The organism is Myxococcus sp. CA033 (assembly GCF_013336625.1).
GTDB classification, from domain to species: domain Bacteria; phylum Myxococcota; class Myxococcia; order Myxococcales; family Myxococcaceae; genus Myxococcus; species Myxococcus llanfairpwllgwyngyllgogerychwyrndrobwllllantysiliogogogochensis.
In genome coordinates, this window is sequence record NZ_JABUMU010000005.1 from 178,013 (window position 1) to 196,630 (window position 18,618).

Annotated in this window: 18 protein-coding genes; 9 read left to right on the top strand and 9 right to left on the bottom strand. The window is 68.9% G+C overall.

The window, feature by feature from the left end; all coding sequences use genetic code 11:
• Window positions 1–202: 202 nt before the first annotated feature.
• Window positions 203–1,231: a hypothetical protein gene (locus tag HUA78_RS15835; protein ID WP_174456350.1), complete on the top strand. Its 1,029-nt coding sequence runs from the start codon at window positions 203–205 to the stop codon at window positions 1,229–1,231.
• 67 nt (window positions 1,232–1,298) lie between these two features.
• Here the strand turns inward: HUA78_RS15835 and HUA78_RS15840 are convergent, their stop codons facing one another.
• Both HUA78_RS15840 and HUA78_RS15845 read right to left on the bottom strand, forming a co-directional pair.
• Window positions 1,299–1,649, bottom strand: coding sequence for a nuclear transport factor 2 family protein (locus tag HUA78_RS15840; RefSeq protein ID WP_174456351.1), 351 nt, complete (start codon window positions 1,647–1,649; stop codon window positions 1,299–1,301).
• A 78-nt stretch (window positions 1,650–1,727) separates the two neighbouring features.
• A complete protein-coding gene (locus tag HUA78_RS15845; protein ID WP_141641448.1) occupies window positions 1,728–2,711 on the bottom strand; it encodes a GlxA family transcriptional regulator in 984 nt (327 codons plus the stop codon).
• A gap of 111 nt (window positions 2,712–2,822) precedes the next feature.
• Between HUA78_RS15845 and HUA78_RS15850 the strand changes: the two genes are divergently transcribed.
• Window positions 2,823–3,392, top strand: coding sequence for a cysteine hydrolase family protein (locus tag HUA78_RS15850; protein ID WP_174456352.1), 570 nt, complete (start codon window positions 2,823–2,825; stop codon window positions 3,390–3,392).
• A 62-nt stretch (window positions 3,393–3,454) separates the two neighbouring features.
• Here HUA78_RS15850 and HUA78_RS15855 read toward each other — a convergent pair whose 3' ends face one another.
• Complete coding sequence (locus HUA78_RS15855) at window positions 3,455–3,637, bottom strand: hypothetical protein (RefSeq protein WP_174456353.1); 183 nt, start codon at window positions 3,635–3,637, stop codon at window positions 3,455–3,457.
• A 325-nt stretch (window positions 3,638–3,962) separates the two neighbouring features.
• On the opposite strand from HUA78_RS15855, the gene HUA78_RS15860 reads away from it, so the two are divergent.
• Both HUA78_RS15860 and HUA78_RS15865 read left to right on the top strand, forming a co-directional pair.
• On the top strand, window positions 3,963–5,066 hold the full coding sequence (locus HUA78_RS15860) for a hypothetical protein (protein ID WP_174456354.1): 1,104 nt from the start codon (window positions 3,963–3,965) through the stop codon (window positions 5,064–5,066).
• 266 nt (window positions 5,067–5,332) lie between these two features.
• Window positions 5,333–6,061, top strand: a complete 729-nt coding sequence (locus HUA78_RS15865; protein WP_174463954.1) for a hypothetical protein — start codon at window positions 5,333–5,335, stop codon at window positions 6,059–6,061.
• Here the strand turns inward: HUA78_RS15865 and HUA78_RS15870 are convergent.
• Window positions 5,944–6,783, bottom strand: coding sequence for a hypothetical protein (locus HUA78_RS15870; protein WP_254623738.1), 840 nt, complete (start codon window positions 6,781–6,783; stop codon window positions 5,944–5,946). The two genes, HUA78_RS15865 and HUA78_RS15870, sit on opposite strands and share 118 nt — an antisense overlap.
• Window positions 6,784–6,874: 91 nt before the next feature.
• Window positions 6,875–8,311, bottom strand: coding sequence for a tectonin domain-containing protein (locus tag HUA78_RS15875; RefSeq protein WP_174476626.1), 1,437 nt, complete (start codon window positions 8,309–8,311; stop codon window positions 6,875–6,877).
• Between the two features lie 315 nt (window positions 8,312–8,626).
• On the opposite strand from HUA78_RS15875, the gene HUA78_RS15880 reads away from it, so the two are divergent.
• Window positions 8,627–10,084: a hypothetical protein gene (locus HUA78_RS15880; protein WP_174476627.1), complete on the top strand. Its 1,458-nt coding sequence runs from the start codon at window positions 8,627–8,629 to the stop codon at window positions 10,082–10,084.
• A 40-nt stretch (window positions 10,085–10,124) separates the two neighbouring features.
• Entirely contained in the window at window positions 10,125–10,505 is a 381-nt protein-coding gene (locus HUA78_RS15885) for a type II toxin-antitoxin system PemK/MazF family toxin (protein ID WP_174456358.1), read from the top strand.
• Between the two features lie 25 nt (window positions 10,506–10,530).
• Here the strand turns inward: HUA78_RS15885 and HUA78_RS15890 are convergent, their stop codons facing one another.
• Window positions 10,531–11,331 carry an alpha/beta hydrolase gene (locus HUA78_RS15890; RefSeq protein WP_174463956.1) on the bottom strand — a complete coding sequence of 267 codons (801 nt, stop codon included), beginning with the start codon at window positions 11,329–11,331 and terminating at the stop codon, window positions 10,531–10,533.
• Window positions 11,332–11,479: 148 nt separating this feature from the next.
• Here HUA78_RS15890 and HUA78_RS15895 point away from each other — a divergent pair, with 148 nt between their 5' ends.
• Window positions 11,480–12,154, top strand: coding sequence for a response regulator transcription factor (locus HUA78_RS15895; protein WP_141641457.1), 675 nt, complete (start codon window positions 11,480–11,482; stop codon window positions 12,152–12,154).
• Entirely contained in the window at window positions 12,138–13,346 is a 1,209-nt protein-coding gene (locus HUA78_RS15900; protein ID WP_254623739.1) for a HAMP domain-containing sensor histidine kinase, read from the top strand. The genes HUA78_RS15895 and HUA78_RS15900 overlap by 17 nt, the downstream gene beginning before the upstream one ends.
• Window positions 13,347–13,365: 19 nt before the next feature.
• On the opposite strand, the gene HUA78_RS15905 is transcribed toward HUA78_RS15900, so the two are convergent.
• The 3 genes from HUA78_RS15905 to HUA78_RS15915 form a co-directional block, all read right to left on the bottom strand.
• Window positions 13,366–15,390 (bottom strand): hypothetical protein, encoded by a 2,025-nt coding sequence (locus tag HUA78_RS15905; protein ID WP_371745593.1) that lies wholly within the window; start codon window positions 15,388–15,390, stop codon window positions 13,366–13,368.
• Window positions 15,391–15,458: 68 nt separating this feature from the next.
• Window positions 15,459–16,118: a hypothetical protein gene (locus HUA78_RS15910; RefSeq protein WP_174476628.1), complete on the bottom strand. Its 660-nt coding sequence runs from the start codon at window positions 16,116–16,118 to the stop codon at window positions 15,459–15,461.
• Between the two features lie 190 nt (window positions 16,119–16,308).
• The gene (locus HUA78_RS15915) at window positions 16,309–17,223 is read right to left on the bottom strand and encodes an FAM151A/B family protein (RefSeq protein ID WP_174462699.1); all 915 of its coding nucleotides are present in this window, start codon (window positions 17,221–17,223) and stop codon (window positions 16,309–16,311) included.
• Window positions 17,224–17,426: 203 nt separating this feature from the next.
• On the opposite strand from HUA78_RS15915, the gene HUA78_RS15920 reads away from it, so the two are divergent.
• Window positions 17,427–18,560, top strand: coding sequence for a histidinol-phosphate transaminase (locus HUA78_RS15920; RefSeq protein ID WP_174476629.1), 1,134 nt, complete (start codon window positions 17,427–17,429; stop codon window positions 18,558–18,560).
• Window positions 18,561–18,618: the final 58 nt, after the last annotated feature.

Sequence of the window (18,618 nt, forward strand, 5' to 3'; positions counted from 1 at the left end):
TCCCCGTGGCGAACAGCGGCCGTGGAGCGCCCTGATTTCAAGAGGTTCCACCAGGCATGGGGCTCTTCGGAGCGCCTTGGCTGATGACCGTGAACAAGGGGCTGATGACCGCCGTCATCAGGCGCGGCGCCCTCCAGACTGGCAAACCCTGGGGTGGGCGCCTAGAAGCACGCCCTTCATCCACCCAAGGCTCATCCATCGTATGAATCGAAAGAACGTGCTCAGCACCCTGCTCGCACTGGGACTGCTGACGACCGTGAGTGCCCAGGCCGAGGTGTTGTTCTCCCAGGCCAACCTCCTGCTCAACAAGAACCAGCTCTCCGCGGTGAACTATCGCGGCAAGGGGCTGTCGATTCCCGTCGGGACCAAGGTCGAGGTCCTCAAGCGGAGCGACGACGAGGTGCGCTGCAAGGTGCTCGACTCGGGGGCCGAGTTCAAGTTCGTCTCCCACAAGAGCCTGGGCAAGAGCGCCGTCGCGCTGTTCCCCGGCTTCTTCGCGGCGACGGACCCCGCGGCGCGAATCGCCGCGCTCACGCCGGAAGAGCAGAAGCAGGTCAAGGCGGGTGAGCTGGCCAAGGGCATGTCCCGGGACGCGGTGCTGCTGACCGTGGGGCCGCCGCCGCCGCACCGGACGCTGTCGCTCGAGAGCACCAAGTGGACCTACTGGAGCTCGAAGTTCTCCACGTTCGACGTGGTCTTCGACAGCGCGGGCAAGGTGGTTTCGTTCGGCGATGAGCCGGCGCCCGCCCCCGCCCCCGTCCCCACGGAGAAGGTCTTCCACCACGCGACGGCGAACTTCCACTTCGAGGGCGACACCCTGTCCTGGGTGAACTACCTCAAGGGCCCCATCCTCCCGTTCAACACCCGGGTGGAGGTGCTGGACAAGAGCGACTCGAAGGTGAGCTTCAAGGTCGTGGAGACGGGCAAGGAGTTCGTGTTCGAGAATGACTCGCGCTCTGGTGCGGACACCTGGGCGCTGTTCCAGGCCGCGTTCGCCCCCGAGGACCAGGCCCCCAAGCTCGCGACGCTGTCGGCGGAGGACCGCAAGAAGGTCTCCGCGTCGGAGGTGGTGACCGGCATGTCCCGCACCGCCGTGCGCATGGCGTGGGGCCCTCCTCCTCCGCACGAGACGCCCTCGTTCGACTCCACCGTCTGGACCTACTGGAAGAGCAAGATCTCCAAGGTGAAGGTCACGTTCGACAAGGACGACAAGGTCGCCTCCATCGAATAGCGGCGCGCCGCATCAGCGGCTGTCCTGGGGCCGCCTCAGCGCCAGGACAGCCGGAGGTCGCCGTCGGTCAGCGCTTCGCCAGGAGCGAACGCGGGTCGAAGGTGACGCGAATGCGGGTGATGCGCCCGTTCTCGACGTGGCTCCAGTTCGCGACCGGAATCGGAGCTCCGTCGGAGGGATGAATCTCGAACCAGGTCATCACCTCGGCACCGTCCACGAAGCGGTGCAGCACCGTCACCTGGGGCGACACCTTCCACATGCCGTTGACCAACCCCTTCACGCACGCGTCGGCCCCGTCCGCCGTCCCCAGCGCACCGACGAAGCTCACGTCGGGCGCGAGCGTGCCGCGCAACTTCGCCTCGTCCTTCTCGCTCCACGCGTCGAAGTACGCCTTCACCACTTCCGCTGGACTTCCCATGTCGACCTCCGAAAGAGCCTCCACCCTCTCCCAGGGCGCTGACACCGGTGTGTCAGGATTGAGCGAACTGCTTTCCGGTCAACGCAAGGCGAAGCGCCGCCTGTAGGCGTCGGGCGTCAGCCCCGTGCGAGCCTTGAAGCGGCGGCGGAACGACGTGGTGTCCGCGTAGCCCACGGCCTGGGAGATGTCCTCCACGGTGCGAGGGGTCGTCTCCAGGAGGCGCCGGGCGGCCTCGACGCGCAGGCGCTGGACGTAATCCAGCGGCGTGTCACCCGTGGCCTTGCGGAAGCGGCGCAGCAGCGTGCGCTCTCCCAGGCTCGCGGCCACGGCGGCGCCCGACAGGCTCACCGGGCCGGAGAGGTGGGCCTCCAGCCACTCCTGGGCGCGCAGCACGGCATCGTCCCCGTGGCCCCGAGGCGCGGCATGCACCGCATAGGGCGCCTGGAACCGACGGCCGGGCTCCACCAGGAGCATCTTCGCGCACAGCGCCGCCAGCTCCGGTGAGGCGTGCTTCGCCACCAGATGCAGGCAGAGGTCCAGATACGCCGTCACGCCGCCCGCGGTGAGCACGTCGCCGTGGTCCACCAGGAGCAGCTCCGGCTTGAGCGCCACGCGCGGATAGCGCGCCTCGAAGTCCTGGGCGAGGCCCCAGTGGGTGGTGGCCTCCCGCCCATCCAGGAGGCCCGTCTTCGCGAGCAGGAAGGCACCGGCGCATACCGCCGCCAGCTGCGCGCCCTTCGCGTGCTGCCCCAGAAGCCAGTCCGCCGTGGACCGCTCGGCCACGCTGCCCTCCAGGTTGCCGATGACGGCGGGGACGAAGACGACGTCGAAGCAGTCGGTGGGGGCCGGCACCCGCGCGGCGGCCAGCTCCAGGCCGTGGAAGCTCCGAACGGGGCCAGCGCGAGCGGACACCAGCTCGGCAGTGAAGGGCTCGCTCCGGCCCTGCTCGCGGCTCAGGAGGTTGGCCATGGCGAACACATCCAGCGGTCCTGTCACGCTGGAGGCCACGCAGCCCTCCAGGGCCAACACCGCGATGTGGAGTGACGAGGACCTGGCGGCCATGAGCGCTTGTCGGTTTCCGCCCGGACTTTGTCAATCCGAGCACTCCTGCCGGGGGCGGCGCCTGGATATTCAGCCGGACAACAGACGAGAACCCGCTGGAGGAGAACACCCATGGACACGCCCCTGGAAAACACTGCCCTGCTGCTCATCGACATCCAGAATGACTACTTCCCCGGAGGTCGGTTCGAGCTGGACGGCGCCGACGTGGCGGCCGGCAAGGCACGGGCGGCGCTCGACTTCTTCCGTGAGCGGGGCCTGCCGGTCATCCACATCCGTCACGAGTCGCCGCAGCCCGGGGCCACGTTCTTCCTGCCGGGGACTCCGGGGGCGGAGATCCATTCCCGCGTCGAGCCCCGGCCCGGCGAAGCGGTGGTGCTCAAGCACTTCCCCAACAGCTTCCGGGAGACGGACCTCCAGGAGCGCCTCCGGGCCCTGGGCGTGAAGCACCTGGTCGTCACCGGGATGATGACGCTCATGTGCGTGGACGCCACGTCGCGCGCGGCGGCGGACCAGGGCTACGCGGTCACCATCCTCCACGATGCCTGCGCGGCCCGGAGCCTGGAGTTCAACGGCCAGCACGTCTCCGCGCCGCAGGTCCACGCCGCGTTCCTCGCGGCGCTCGGCATGGGCTACGGCAAGCTCGTACCGACGGCCGAGTTCCTCGCCCAGTCCGGACGCTAGCGCCAATGCCGGTCAGTGAGGGCGGGGGCGTTTCACCCACTTCTTGTCGTAGTTGCTCATCTTTACGACTCGTGGGTAGCGCCTCTCGCTTCTTCGTTCCGGGAGTAGCAGCAGTCCCAGTGCCTGCGCAGGTCGAGCAGGTGCTCCGGAATCCGTCCGGGAGCCAGCGGCGGAGTCGACCAGACCAGCCATGCGTTGCGGATGAGCGACAGCGCATTGACGAAGCTGATGCGCGTCGGCTCCACGCCGGCCTCATCCGCGGCTCACTCCATCTCAACACGCACCAGCTTGGTAGGCCCATGCAAGGGCCACCTAACTGATCGGCATTGCGCCTGGCGCGGAGGCCGCATCGGTGTCGGGCGTGGCGGAGCGGCTTGCCGGTACGTCTCCACGAGCCGCGCTTCGCGATGTGGCGGAGATGCGCACCGGTTCATCCTCGCGAGCCGCGCTGCGCGATGTGGCCGAGAGCTTGCCCGTTCACCCTCGCGAGCCGCGCTTCGCGGCGTAGCGTGCCCTCCTGGCATGGCGCTCAGGGGTGGGCGCCTGGTGCGCTCGTGATAGCGTCCCCGCATGAAAAGGGTTGAGTGCACGGAGGTGTTCCCCCGGTCCGCGCCCGCGTCACCGCGCGCGGCGCCCACCATCGTCGCGAAGGACACGCTCCCCTTCGTCGAGTTCCTCGCCTTCGAGCCGCGAGGCTCGCTCCTGGTCGTCGAGTCCCCCGACCTCGCCCGTGAGCTTGGGCGGCTGCGGCGACGGAGCGGACCCCGCTTCGACCTTGAGGCCGAGCTCCCAGGCCTCATCGGCCCGGGGGCGCTCTCGCCGGACGGACGCTGGCTCCTCGCGGGAGGCGCGCGCATCGGCGGGCAGCATGCCTGCTGCCAGTTGATCGACCTGCACTCCTTCCAGGTCGTCCACACGCTGCCCGTCATGCGGCCCTTCGTATGGGTCGACGACGCGCACTTCATCGCCCAGTCCCCGAACTGGAAGCTCGCGTTCCCGGACGGGAACCCGGTGAGGTCCGAGACGCGCAGGGTGGACCCGGCCCTCGCCGCCGCGCATCCCGCGCTCGTGACGCCGGAGCCGTCCCTGGTGAGGATCTCCCTGGCCACGCTCACCTGCGAACCCCTGCTGCCCGCCTTGTTGTTCGACGAGGAGGTGAAGGCGGTCCTGTCCCCGGACCGAGACATCCTCTACTCCACCACCCATTACTCCCGCATCAGCGCGATCCGACTCACCGACGCCCGGCTGCTGTGGCAGCGCCCGCCGTCTCGGAATGTCATCGACGGCACCGTCACGGACCTGGCGCTCGACCCCGCGTTGCACCGCCTGGTGACCGTTGGTGGCGGGATGAGCCATGACATGCTCGTGCTCGACGCAACGAGCGGCGAGGAACTCGCGCGCCACTCCTTGTCGATGCTCGCGCGCGGCCTGACGACGGGCCCGTCCACGCGAGGGGCCGCCCTCGGCTTCCGCGCGGATGGACTGGGAGTCATCGTCACCAACAACGGCCTCGTCATCGAACTCGGCAAGGAGGGGCGCTGGAGCGCGTACAAGGCCGGAAGCCGCGCGTTCCGCGCCCTCGCGTTCTCCCGCGATGGGGCCTCCCTGGCCCTTGGTGGAGGGGAGAAGAACCTGCGCGCCGTCCCGCTCCCTCCAATCGAGGCGCGCCCCTGAGCGCGGCGGCGCACCGGGTCCACCGCCGATTCGTTTCTGTGTTGTAAATGACATCCGGGTAAAGGATGGGGCGGTGGAGCCGAGCCAGGAAGCCCCCGTGCCTTCGGATGTCACCGCGAACCGTATCGTCCCCCACGTCGTTCCCTCGCAAGAAGTGGGTGGAACGCCCCGCCCTCACTGACCGGCATTGGCGCTAGAGAGGCACCTCGGGACGAGAGCACGGCCGGGCAAGACAGGGGACTGACGGCTTCGCGTAGGATGGCGCTGTGAACGAGCCAGAACCGTCTGACCTCGCGACGATGCAGGTGGCGACCCTGCGCGGACTCGCCGAGCAGGCGTTGCTCGCTCAGCAAGGTGAGGCCACGCTCGACGTCGAGGCGCTGAGCGCGAGGCTGCGAGAAGTCGTTGAGCGGGGCGGGCCTCCCGCCCTGGGCGAGGTCCTGTTGGGCCTGCTTCAATCCAGGGCGCTGACGCATGTGCGCGACCGCCGTGGACAGTCGTGTCGGAAGCTCGCGGTGGAGGCGCTGCGCTCACTCGATGTCCCAGAGGCACGCGAGGTACCCGAAGAGGACCTGGCCTTCGCGAACGCCCGGCCTCCACGTCTCCCCCGCTGGCTGGTCCCCATCGCGGCCACACTCACCGCGCTCGGCGGTACCGTCGCCCTGCTGCTGGGGCTCATCCTTCCCGTCGTGGTGAATTTCCTCGCCAATCGCTACGAGTTCCCGCCCGTCTCCAATCTGATGGAGGGGCTGCTCGGAGGCGTGACCTTCTGGCGTGCCGTCAAGCTGGTCATCAACGCGGAGAGCCAACCCGAGGACCTCCGCGCATTGATGCTGCTCGCGGCGGCGAGCGTCGTCCTCTTCCTGCTGGACCTCCCCTACTTCCTCAACGGAGGTCCCAATGCCCTCACCGCGCCGCTGTTCGTCGGGGTTCCCTCGGCGCTGACGGCGCTGCTCCTCGGGGCCATGGGCGTTCGGCCCGCCTGGCGTTCGTGAGCCTCACCCACCTTGGAGAAGACCGAGCTGGCGGAGCGGTGGGAGATGCGTTGATAGCGGGCATAGGCCTCCACGAGCGCGGTGCGCATGGCCGTGGGCTCCGTGGACCCATGCCGCGCCACGGTGGTGGCCAGCGCCTCCAGGAGATAGGCCTCCGGTGCCATCAGCGTTCGCGTGAGCGCGACAGGCTTCGCGCCCAGCGTCTTCAGCACCGGGCCAAAGAACTGCTCACTCATGCAGGCCAGGACGACGACGGGCCTTGGCGCGGCGCCCGGCGGCGTCTCCACCTGAGGCGGCGCGCGGTCCATCAGCCGGTCATGTCCGGCCCACACCAGCAGGTCGGCCCGGCTCGCGCCCGCCGCCGCACGAAGGAAGTCCTCCAGCGCGGTGTCAATCCGGTCGCCCGCATAGGCCTGGAGCCTCAGCCGCACGGGCCGCTCTCCCTTGCCAGCGGTCCGCTCCAGGACGAGCACGCGCAACACCGCGGACTCCGCCGGCCCCGCCTCGCGGCTCACCACCTTGAATCCCGGGGCCCGTGAGAGGAACCGCTCCGCGCCATACATCGCGCCCCAGTAGAGGTTCGTCTCCAGGGCACGAGGCGCTCCCGCCGGTGCACGGCCACACTGAATCAAGGCGTTGTCACACAGCGGGACGAAGACCTCGACCTCCACCGCCGCCACGGGAGGCACGGCGAGCAGGCTCAGCAACACGAGGGTCAGCAAGAAGGACCTCCAGGGGTGACTCGAAGAGACACCCCCGGCCCATCCAGCCGTTCCATCGAGCGTGAAGTTCGCCCCCGCGCCTACCCGTCCGTTACTGCCACTTGTAGACGAGGCCCTGCGCGTTGAGGCCCCACACGGAGCCATCGCCCGCGGCGGAGATGTTGCGCAGCGCGCCGGGCACCTTCTGCCAGGCCGTCCCACTCCACTGGTAGACCTGGTCCGAGCCGTCCAGCGCCCAGATGTTCTTCACGTTGCCCACGGACACGAACGTCATTCCGGCGGGGATGTTCCAGGTCCACTTCGTGCCGTCCCAGCGGAGCACGCGGTTGGAGTCCGCGGGATTCGTCGCCCACAGCTCGCCATCCGCGCCCACGGAAAGCTGGCTGACGCAGCAGCCCTTCTTCTCCCACGCGGAGCCGGTCCACCGGAACAACGAGCCCCCGTTGTCCAGCCCCCAGGCCGTGGTCGCGTTGATGGCGGTGACCTGCTTCATGCCCGTGGGCATGTTCCAGGTCCACTTGTTGCCCGTCGCATCCCACTTCAACACGCGCAGCGAGTCCGGGGGATTGGTGGCCCACAGCGTCCCATCCGAGGCCGTGGAGATGTTCGTCACCGTGCCGCCCATCTTCTGCCAGGTCGCGCCCGTCCACTTCCAGTTGAAGCCCGCGGTATCAAGGCCCCAGACGGCGTTCGCGCTCCCCACGGAGATCTGCTTGAGCGTCGCGCCCTGGGGACCCGGCTGCAGCACCCACTGCGGCGTCGGAGACGCCAGCAAATCACTCCACTTCATGGTGATTTTCGCATCCGACTGGCCCGCGAACGTCACCGTCTTGTCCGTGGTGCTCACGGTGATGCCGTACACGTAACGCGCACCCGGCTTCTCCCACTGCGCGACGACCTTGCCCGCGGCGTCGTACGCGACGATGCCCATGCCGACGCGGTTGTCCGTGTAGCTGAAGGCCCAGATGGTGTAGCCCTTCCACTTGATGACCGGACAGGTGGCGGCGGCCGCTCCGGTGCCTGGCCCCTGCGTACACGTGACCTTCATCCCCGAGGGAATCGCGGGCGCAGGCGCGGGAGGAACCAGGACGACCACGGGAGGCGGCACCAGCTCGTCCCAGGTCATGGTGATCTTCGCGTCCGTCTGCCCGGCGAACGTCACCGTCTTGTTCGTGGGGTTCACCGTGATGCCATACACATAACGCGCGCCCGGCTTCTCCCACTTCGCCGCGAGCGCGCCCGTGGCGTCATACGCCGCGATGGTCATCCCGATGCGGTTGTCGCCGTAGCTGAGCGCCCAGTACGTGTAGCCGTCGTACTTGAGCACGGGACACGTGGCGGCCGCGGCCCCCGTGCCGGGTCCCTGCGTACAGGTCACCTTGGTACCGGCGGGAAGCGCGGGAGGGGGGCTCGGCGGGACCTGGGCGATGGCGGGGAGCGGCTGCGCGACCGCCTGGGAGCTGGCGGTGACAGACATCAAGCCCAGACACAGGGCCGCGAGGTTCGCGAACTTCAATGAGGGGTTCATGGGGGCGTGTCGCTTTCGGGGGGTCGAAGTGACTGCGAACAGCCCGAGAGCAACAAGCAGGCCAGTCAGGCTCCATCCATTCCAGAGGGGCGAGGCCCACCCGATGCACGGGGTCGGGTGTGTCAAAAGTCGCTCCTCGCGCTTCTTGACGTGTCCGTTGACGTGTCAGCGCGGTGGGCCGTCTCGACAGCCCCTGGGTTGACCACATCTGCTTCTCCACGCCCACTCCCCCATGGCCTCACGGGTCATCGTCGGCGATGGTCCAGGGATGGGGCGAGCAGGACTTCGCTCCACGGTGAATCTGGAGAGCGCACCATGTCGCGTATCGTCGAGCTGTGGGATGCGTGGAGCGCGCGCCAGACACACGCGGGCCTTGGCGCGCTCTTCGGCGGGGAGCCACTCTCGCGAGAGCAACTGGAGCGCTACGAGGCCGCGTTCTGGCGGCGCGGGTTCGAGCTGCGGGGCGACCTGCGCGAGCTGCTCGAAGCACGGGGCCTCGTGTGGGTCTCTCCCATCGAACTCGACGACGGTGACGAAGCTCCAGGACTGCGCCTGCTCAGCGAGCCGAGGCTGCTCGACGAACACGACCGCCACCTGGAGCTGGCCGAGCTCAACGGCGTGCCCCGTGCCGAGCAGTGGATGTTGTTCACGACGGAGCGAGACCTCGAACCCGCCTGGGCGCTCGATGCCCGCTTCGGAGGGATGAGTGGCCCGAGCGTCGGCCAGTACCATCAAGACCTCGTCTGCACCCAGCCCGTGGGCCCCACCGAACCGCTGCCGCTCGCATCTCCCGACGTTCACTCCTGGCTCGCCGCGAGGCTCCAGGACATCGAGGCCCGGTGGCGGAGCCTGCCGCGCGAGGGGCTCGAACAACGCATGCCCCCTTCCTCAGGCGCGGAGTCCTTCGAAGCACAGCAGGCAGCGGCCCTCACGGCGGCCGAGGCGCGCATCGCCAGAGGAGGGCTCCGCTGGGAGAAACTCGACGTCGACTGGCGCCGCGTCGCGAGCGGCACGCGCGACACCGCGCTGCTCCAGCGGGTCCTCGAAGGCGTGCGGCAGGACCGCCGTCGAGGACGCCCTGGCATTCCCTTCGACCTGATGGCGCAAGGCGTGGCCTGGCCCTGGGACTACCCAGGTCCGGGGCAACTCGCGGCACGACTCGATGAACCGGAGCGAAGAAAGCTCATGGGCTGGGCCCTCAAACGCGCCGGTGCTCGCTCGCTCGGCGGTGAGGGGCTCCGCTCCGCGCTCGACGCGTTGCACTCGGGAAGCCCTGGCTCCAGAGACCTGCTGCGACAACTCTCGCTCGAAGGGTGGACGGAGCGCGCCATCGACCTCACGACCGCCGAGGGACGCGGTCGGCTCCTCGCGCGTGCCGCGGCGCTCGCGATGTCGGACCCGACCGAGAGCAACGTGGAGCGCGTACTGACCTTGTGCGCCTGCGTTGGTGCGGGGACGCATGGGGCGTGGAACCTGCTCGATGCATGGGACCACCTCGACGCGGTGTTGAACGGGCGGACCCTGCCGGGCGTCGAGGCACGGCTCACGCCAGCAGTCCCTGATTCAGCGCTCGTCACCGAGCTGCGCGCCTGGTTGCTCGCGCACCCCGGGCCCCAGCGCAAGCTCGCGGAGGAGCTGGGCACGGACTGGGCACCCCGGCTGAGCGCGGCGACACCCGCCGACCGCGAACCCCTCACCCGCCTCCTCAAGAGCGCGCTCAAGTCCCCGAAGCTCACGGGCGAACTGGCGGCCCTGCTCGCGCGCCTGAACTGAAGCGAGGACAGGGCCTACCCGGAGCGCTACAAGGACCGCCATGCAAGAGCCCCGGCCTCCACGGACCCTCCACCGAGGCGACCTCTACTGGATGGAGTCCGATGAAGCGCGAGGGTCGATTCCCCCCATCCTGCATCCCCACCTGGTGATTCAGGAGGATGTCTTCAACCACTCGCGCATCCACACCGTGGTCGTCTGCGCGGTGACGTCGAACCTGAAGCGCGCCAACGAGCCGGGCAACGTGCTGCTCGACGTGGGTGAAGGCAACCTGCCGAAGCACAGTGTGCTGGTCGTGTCGCAAGTCTCCTCCGTGGAGAAGACGCGACTGGGCGAGTACATCGGCACGCTCTCCGCGCAGCGGGTGGAGCAGGTGCTCGCGGGCCTGCGATTCCAGCAGGCCGCGTTCTTCAACGGCCGATGACTCGCCACACGGACGACAACCGAGCTCAGGGGCGCTTGCCACCAGCGGGCGCTCGGCGGTCCGCTTGCAACCAGCGGCTCACTTCGTCCAGGTACTCACGCGGAAGCGCATGACCACTGTCGAAGGTCTTGTGCACCTTGCGACGAGACGGGGCCGCGTCGAACAGCGCACGGCTTTCCGCGACAGGGGCGAAGTCATCCTGGTTCGCCGTCAGCAGCAGCCAGTCCTGGTGAATCCGTGACATGTGTCGCGAGGGAGCAATCTCCTCCATCGTCGGCTCGATGTGGGGCGGCACCATCGTGACGAGGTGGGTGACACGAGGCTCACGCGCCGCGAGCACGAGCCCCACCTGGGCGCCCATGCTGTACCCGGCGACGAGCACCCTGGGCGGCTTGCCCTTCGCCAGCACGGCGGTGAGCAGCGCGTGGGCGTCCTTGATGGTGTCGGCAATCATCGCGATATACGGGCCGGGCTCGCCACGGTGAGCCTGCTTGGCGAGCGCCCCAGGCTTCGCCTCGGGGGTGGCCCGCTCCCCGTGTCGTCGCGCATCCATGAGATAGACGCGGTAGCCGGCCCGCAGCAGCGCGTCCTTCAACACACCGCCATGCGTGGGGGCCGCGTCCGACAGCCAGTCCTCCTTCTTCCGGGTGAGGCCGTGCAGGAGGATGGCCACTGGCGGGTTCGCCGCGCCGCCCTCGGGCTCCAGCACCTGGGTGGGGATGCGTTCTCCGTCCGCGCCCCGCACGTCCAGCGGGGCCCCCGGTTCGGCGGCGTGGGCCAGGGAGGCGGACAGCAGCAGCAGGCACAGCGAGAGCAGGCGAGTCATGTCGGGATTCCTCGAAGTGAGAGGCCCCGCCACCTTGCCAACGCCCACGTCAGCCACGCGTCAACGCCGGGTTGACCTCCGGTTGACGCGGCGACTGATAACCTGGGGCCCTCTCCTTCCAAGGTCCCCTGCCCTCCCGGGCATCCCCATGCGAGTGCTCATCGTCGAAGACAACCGCGACCTCCAGGCGAACATCGCCCGGTTCCTGGGAGCGGACTTCCAGTTGGACTTCGCCACCACGGGGCCGCAGGGACTCACGCTCGCGCTGGGCCATGAATACGACGTCATCGTCCTGGACCTGATGTTGCCGGGTTTGAACGGCATCGAGCTGTGTCAGCGCTACCGGGAGCTCGCGCCCCGGCTGGTCCCCATCCTGATGCTGACCGCGCGGGACACGCTCGAAGACAAGGAGGAGGGCTTTCGCGCGGGCGCGGATGACTACCTCGTGAAGCCGTTCTCCCTGCGCGAGCTGCGCCTGCGCCTCGAGGCCCTGGCGCGACGCCCCGTGCCTCCGAGTGGACGACGGCTGACGGTGGGACAGCTCACCCTGGAGCCGGACACCGGCTACACGCGGCTGGGCGAGCGCACCGTGCGCCTCAACAGGACGGAGGCGCTCATCTTGAAGCTGCTCATGGAGGCCGCGCCCAAGCCTGTCTCCACGGAGAAGCTGGCCCACCAGCTCTGGGGCGACGAGGCCCCGGAATCCAGCGCCCTGCGCACCCATGTCTATGCCCTGCGAGGCGCGCTCGCGGAGCTGGGGATGAGCCCCTCCATCACCACCCGACGCAATGAGGGCTACAGCCTGGATGCGCCCCAAGACTAGGTCGGTCCGAGGCCTCCTGCTGGGCGCCATGACGCTGTCCGCGGTGCTCGCGCTCGTGCTGATGGGAGCGTTCTTCACCGTCTTCAGCTACGACCTGGAGGACGCCATCTTCGGCCGGCTGGTGGCCACCGAGGCGGACCGGCGCCCGGGCGAAGCCAGCGTCGTCCCGTCCGGCATGACGACCTATGTCGGCCACGCCAGCCTTCCACCGTGGATCCAGGAGTCGGTGCCCAAGGACGCTCCACTCAGCGAGCGCGAGGTGTTCACCCAGGACCATGGCCACTTCCATGTCGCGGTGCGCCCGGACGAGGCCCAGGGACCCACGCGCTACGTGGTCTTCAACACGACGCAGCTGACGAGCACCACGCGCCATCTCCAACGGACAGCCAACCTGCTGGTGACCAGCGCCCTGCTGGCCCTGCTGGGCGCCGCGCTGCTCTCCCGCATCGTCGCGAGACGACTCAGCCGTCCCCTGGAGCAGCTCGTGTCACGGGTGCAAGCGGATGCCACCCCGCGCCCGGAAGAAGACGGCGGCATCGCCGAGGTGCGCTCGCTCGCGGCGGCCCTGCGCGCCCGAGACACCCGCATCCAGGAGTTGCTGGAGCGCGAGCGGGCCTTCAACCGCGATGCGAGCCACGAACTGCGCACGCCGCTGGCCGTGGCCCAGGGCGCGGTGGAGATTCTGGAGCAGGACCCACCGTCGGACGTGGAGACCTTCGAGCGGCTGCGTCAGGCGGTCCACCACATGGGCCTGCTGACCGAGGGCATCCTCTGGCTGGCCCGCGCGGGCCGCACCGACGAGGACTGCGAGCTGGTGCGCATCTCCCGCGAGATGGCCGCACTGTACGGCGGCCCCCGCCAGCGCGGCGACGTGGAGCTCGTCATCGAGGCGGAGGGCGAGGTCTTCGTGTCGCTGCCAGGGTCCGTGGCGCGGGTGATGCTGGGCAACCTCATCAAGAACGCGCTCGCCTACACGAGTCAGGGACGCATCGTCATCCACATCTCCCCCGACAGCTGGAGCATCCGCGACACGGGTGTGGGCTTCGGCCGGGTCGAACCCCGACACACGGGCTTCGGCATCGGACTGTCGCTCGTGGAGCGGCTGGCGCGCCGGTTCACCTGGGACATGGCCATCAGTCCCCTGGAGCCGCACGGGACGCAGGTGCGGCTCACGTGGCCCCGCGAGACCTGACGGCCGCGCGCGTCAGGCGTCAGTCGTCGCGGACATTCCGGACGTCCGGCTTCTTGCAGCCCGGCGTCATGCACAGCCCGCCGATGACGGTGCCTCCACCGAAGCCGGGCTGGAGGTCCAGTTGGCTCGCATGGATGCGAATCCGGACGAAGGGATGGCCACAGCCGAGGTCCTGATCCAAGTCCGCGTCATGGGCCTCCAGCACCAGCGGCAGCCCTCGAAGCTGGAGCGCGAGCGGCTTGCCCCCCACCTGACGGGACACGAAGCGCTCGTGGCGCCATTTGACGAAGCCCTCCGGCAGCGGCCGCTTGACCTCATGCGCGTTCTTGAACTCGAGGAAGACACGCGCACGGGCCCTCGTCGAACGGGCCGGCTTCACGGCGCGGGCGAACAGCGTGGCCCTGTCACACGGCTCGCATTCATAGAGCCGGAGGGTGCGCGCCTCCGTGTCGGTGTCGAGCGAGGGGATGTGGAACACCCGCGTCGGCTTCACGCGCCGATTGCACTCGGGACAGGCCGCCCGGGCCTTGAGGTCCTCGTCGGAGAGTCGCGCCGGCTGAACGTCCCAGCACCGCGCGCCCGTGAGGCCGAAGGGCGCGGGCAGGCGCCGAGCCTCCTCCGCGCGCTGGAGGATGACCTTCGGCAGGGTCTTCGAGCGCTTCAGCGCCTCGAACTCCCGAACGAGCCAGTCGCCATCCACATCCTCCACCTCGGGTCGGCGGCCATCCACCAGCCACTCGACCACGCCACGGGCCAGGTTCTGGAACGCATCTGGCGCACGGTCCTCAGCGTCGGGGTCTCCCGCCTGCTTGAGCGCCGCCGCGAGCGCGTGGGTGTTCGACTTCGCCTTCGTGCCCCGACGCTTCAAGTAGTCCCCGAAACCAACGCCCGAACGAATCGCGCGCTCATCCAGGTACTGCTCGCCGCGCTTCAGCTCCTTCGCGGTGAGCAGGTCCGGAGCGACGTGCTGGAGGGCCGGCAGATACTCGTCGGGCAGCTCCACCCGGTCGCCACCGAAGCGCCGGATGAAGTCCAGGGCATGGGCGATGGCTTCCTGCTGGAAGGAGGCGGGCAACGAGCTTCCACTGACTTCTCCCGCCGCCATCCAGCCCGGCTCGTCGCGGACGACGGCCTTGACCTCCTCGAACAGGTCCCCCTGCTCCCTGGCCAGTCGCTCCAGGACCTTGCGTGCCGAAGGGCGGAGCTGGCGCACCAGGCCCACGCACCACTGCGAGAAGCTCCACTCGCCCGACATCCCCGGGAGGGCGTAGCGCTTCGGCCAGGTCTCGAACTCGGACAGCAGCTCGACACGGCGCTTCATCTCGCGGCGGCTCAGCTGCTTGAGGCCCACCGCGGGGAGCAGCTCCTCGTACGTCACCGCCTCGAACGCGTTGCGCGGTCGGAACACGTTCGCCAGGAAGACGTCCCCTTCGGGCAGCGGAATCCTCAGCTCCATCAGCCGGTCGCGCATGGGCCGCAAGCGCTCCAGGTCCTCGGGCCGCGACTCGATGCCAATGGGCGCGGTGAAGTCACGCTCGCAGCTCGCGCAGGCCACGGCCGCTGGTGCGACGGGCACACCACACGCGCAGCGCAAGGCGTCGGTCCGGGGAGGAACGTACCGCAGCGCCGCTTCCCGGCGGTGCTTCCGCAAGGTGACGAAGTCGGTCTTCACACGCGAGTCGGAGTGACGCACGGACAGCGCGCGCTTCGTGCCTTCCCAGAGGAAGCACCGCACGTCACCGTCGAGCGCGAAGACCGCCAGCTCGCCACGTCCCCCCTTCCGCACGGCCAGCTCGAGAAGCGCCTCCAGGAACGCGCGCTCCGCCGGAGCCTCCGCGTCGGCCACGGCATAGCAGAGCTCGATGGGGCTGGAGAGCCAGCCCAGGTCGACCAGCGGACGCTGACGCAGCTCTTCGAGGCGCTGGGCGACGGAGCGCTTCTGCCCCTCCAGCCGGCTTCGCAGCCAGGCCGCTTCCTTCCTCGGCGCGTTCTTGAATTCGATGCGGACCGCCAGCCCTGTCAGTCCCTTGATGTTCACGCTCACGCTCCCCGAAGTGAAACGCAGCCGCACGGACTACCCGATGGCAACTGTCACCGTCCATCCAAAGCCACTCACGTGCCACCATCGCGGCGCGGGAGTGAAGCCCCGGGAGGTGCCGTGCGCGTCGCACGAGGCTTCGGCATGGGCGCATGCTGACGACAGCGGCCAGGCCGAGGACCCTGATCCATCCGCGTCACCACCAGACCCGAGTAGGTGTCCGCGTGTTCCTTCAAGTAGGTCACCAGGTCCACCTCCACCACCTCGCCAGCGAAGTGGTCACCGACAATCCACTTCCCGTTCCCGCTGTAGAGCCCGGTATGCCAGACCCAGACAGGGCGGCCCGACAGCTCGCCCACGGCACCCTCCGCGGGATTGGCGTCGAACCCCACCAGCCACAGCACGTCACCGGGTAGGAGGCGGGACACCGCGAGCGAAGAGGACGCCACGGGGGACAGGCCCGACACCGACGCCCCCAACTCTTCCGCGGGCACCGACACCGTGGGCAGCACGGAGAAGGACTTCCAGCCACAGCGCCCCACCCGCTCGGCGGCGTAGAACAACACGCCCTGGCAATCGAGCCCCTCGCCGCCTTCCCGCAGGCGCCCACCCAACACATAAGGCACGCCCAACACCTCTCGCGCGGCGAGCACGAAGCGCTCCGCGAGCCGCGCCCGCTCCTCGCGGGGAGTCTCCACCTGGGCATGCACGCGGAGACTCAGCCCCAATCCCATGGCAAGAGCCCACCGAGGAATGAATCCTCTCAGGCTCGCGCCGAATCCCTTGCACTCGAAGGCCATGCCCGGAGCGTGGCACGTCGCGCGGCGGCGCCGCAAAGCGACACACGCGCGGCACATCCCCGGCGCCACGGAAACGCGGGCGGCTTTGACACCGGCTGCCGCTCACGCGTTCCCAGCAACGCGGCTAGAGAAACTTGTCCCAGCCGGTCTTGAACCAGTTCTTCACGGCGTCGGCCCTGTCGCCCCAGCTGTTCCCATGGGGTCCGGCGATGTCGATCATCCCGTTGACGCCTCGGGCCTTCAGGTCCTCGGCGGCCTTCACGGGGTCCTTCGAATCGCCCCACACCGAGATGGTGCCGGCGGCGGGGCTCCCAGCGGGCAGGAAGGTCTTGATGGCCTCGTCGGTCAGCTTGTCGTGACGCACCACGAAGGTGGCGGGCCCGCCCAGCTCTTTCGCCAGGTCGACCATCTTCTGTGCATCCGTCCCCTTCACCTCTCCCCCGGTGGGCGGGTTGATGGCCAGGATGGCATTGGGGAAGCGCTCACGAATCTTCGGCCCCCACTCCTGCATGTCCTCGAAGCCCAGGTTGAGCATCAACCGGTCCTCGGAGATGCCCACCTTCTCCAGCTCGTCGAGGACGGCCGGCATCTGGTCGGCCTCCTTGATGTCGAGCTTGAGTCCGCGCCCGGACTCCTTCCCCATCGTCAGCCACTCGTTGAGGGTGAGGTTGTCCCCATCCTCGTGGTTCTTGTCGTGGCGCATCTCCGGAGAGTCCTTGTTGATCTCCTTCCGGACGTCACCTTCGAACCAGTTCGCGCCGCTGTTCAGCGCGTCCTCGAACTGCTCCTTCGTGTTGGTGCGATGCGCGTTGCGCGCCTCGGAGAGCGGCTGGGTCCCAGACCAGGTGTTGTCCACTGGAGCGGGGGACTCGGCGGACTTCGCGCTGGCGGTGGTGGCCTGGAAGCTGTCCACCTGGGAGTGGCCCTTGGCGACAGTCGCCGGAGCGACGGCCTTCACTTCGGGCGCCGGGGGCGGAGGAGACGGCTTGGGGAGCGGGACGACCCTGGGACCAATCCGACCGCCGTGCTCAAAAGGCATGGTGCATCCTCCGATTCTCAATTGTCGGGGAATGGCACGAAAAGGTGCTTGGGATGCGCCGCCCCCGCCGCTCACAGGTGAAGGACACCGCTCGCCGGCTGCGTGCGGGCCTTCACAGATGCACCCGCGATTGAGCCCCGCCACGCCCCTAACCTTCTCCTCGCGCTGAGACGTCCACCCCATTCAGCGCCGGGAGAATCGACGTGTCCCACTTCCTTCCCACCCGCAGGGCCCTCCTCGCCGGCGCCGCGGCGACCACCGCCGGACTGGCGCTCCGGCCCGAACCCGCACGGGCCGCCCCCGCGCCCAGGCGTGCGCCGAGCGAGGACCCCGTCCGCCTCTTCTCCAACGAGAACCGCTACGGCCCTTCTGAAGGCGCGAAGCGAGCCATCCGCGAGTCCCTCCACCTCAGCAGCCGCTACGCCACGGCCGACAGCGTCAATGCCCTCAAGCGCCTCATCGCCGAGCAGGAGGGCCTGACGCCCGAGCACGTCCTGCTCACCGCGGGCTCCTTCGAGGCGCTGACGCTCATCGCGGCGGAGTACGCCTCCGGTGGGGGCGGCGTCGTGTGCGCGGACCTGACCTTTCCCGTCCTCGCCAACTACGCCGAGCGCGTCGGAGGGAAGGTGCAGCGCGTTCCGCTCGACGCCACGCTGACGCATGACCTTGCGGCCATGGAGGCCCGCGTGGGCGCGGGCACGAAGCTCGTCTCGGTGTGCAATCCCAACAACCCCACGGGCACCATCGTCGACCCGGCCCGCTTGCGCGCCTTCTGCGAGGCGGTGTCTCCCCGCGCCACCGTGCTGGTGGACGAGGTGTATCTGAACTACCTGGAGCCCGCGCCGGGCCAGTCCATGGTGGACCAGGTGCGCGCGGGAAGCAGCGTCATCATCGCCCGCTCCTTCTCCAAGATTTATGGGCTGGCCGGCATGCGCGTGGGCTACGCCCTGGCCCAGCCCCAGGTCATCCAGCGGTTGTCCGAGCTGCGGATGTCCCTCCCCAACTCCACGTCCATCCTGGCCGCGACGGCGAGCCTTCAGGACAAGCCCTTCCTCGCCCGCATGCGCAAGCTCACCGCCGAGTCTCGCGAGGTCACCACCCGCGTCCTGGACGAACTGGGGATGAAGTACGTCGCGGGCCACGGCAACTTCCTCTGGATTCCCCTGACCCGGCAGCAACTGGACCTGCCCGTGCGCTTCGCCCCCCATGGCTTCCACCTGATGACGAACCCGAACGTCCCCATCTCCATGGACGACTCCGCATTGCGCCTGACGCTGGGCACGGTGGAGGAGATGCGCGCGTTCGGAACGCTCCTGCGCTCCATGCTGAAGACCTGAGAGCAGACAGACAGGCGCACGCATCCCCGAGGCGCTCGCGCGTCGTCGGGCTGGATTC

Excerpts from the sequence above, each read along its gene's own strand:
- HUA78_RS15875 (WP_174476626.1), bottom strand. The coding sequence starts at position 8,311 with ATGAACCCCTCATTGAAGTTCGCGAACCTCGCGGCCCTGTGTCTGGGC.
- HUA78_RS15860 (WP_174456354.1), top strand. The coding sequence starts at position 3,963 with ATGAAAAGGGTTGAGTGCACGGAGGTGTTCCCCCGGTCCGCGCCCGCG.
- HUA78_RS15845 (WP_141641448.1), bottom strand. The coding sequence starts at position 2,711 with ATGGCCGCCAGGTCCTCGTCACTCCACATCGCGGTGTTGGCCCTGGAG.
- HUA78_RS15880 (WP_174476627.1), top strand. The coding sequence starts at position 8,627 with ATGTCGCGTATCGTCGAGCTGTGGGATGCGTGGAGCGCGCGCCAGACA.
- HUA78_RS15885 (WP_174456358.1), top strand. The coding sequence starts at position 10,125 with ATGCAAGAGCCCCGGCCTCCACGGACCCTCCACCGAGGCGACCTCTAC.
- HUA78_RS15910 (WP_174476628.1), bottom strand. The coding sequence starts at position 16,118 with ATGGGATTGGGGCTGAGTCTCCGCGTGCATGCCCAGGTGGAGACTCCC.
- HUA78_RS15915 (WP_174462699.1), bottom strand. The coding sequence starts at position 17,223 with ATGCCTTTTGAGCACGGCGGTCGGATTGGTCCCAGGGTCGTCCCGCTC.
- HUA78_RS15835 (WP_174456350.1), top strand. The coding sequence starts at position 203 with ATGAATCGAAAGAACGTGCTCAGCACCCTGCTCGCACTGGGACTGCTG.
- HUA78_RS15895 (WP_141641457.1), top strand. The coding sequence starts at position 11,480 with ATGCGAGTGCTCATCGTCGAAGACAACCGCGACCTCCAGGCGAACATC.
- HUA78_RS15840 (WP_174456351.1), bottom strand. The coding sequence starts at position 1,649 with ATGGGAAGTCCAGCGGAAGTGGTGAAGGCGTACTTCGACGCGTGGAGC.
- HUA78_RS15900 (WP_254623739.1), top strand. The coding sequence starts at position 12,138 with ATGCGCCCCAAGACTAGGTCGGTCCGAGGCCTCCTGCTGGGCGCCATG.
- HUA78_RS15890 (WP_174463956.1), bottom strand. The coding sequence starts at position 11,331 with ATGACTCGCCTGCTCTCGCTGTGCCTGCTGCTGCTGTCCGCCTCCCTG.
- HUA78_RS15850 (WP_174456352.1), top strand. The coding sequence starts at position 2,823 with ATGGACACGCCCCTGGAAAACACTGCCCTGCTGCTCATCGACATCCAG.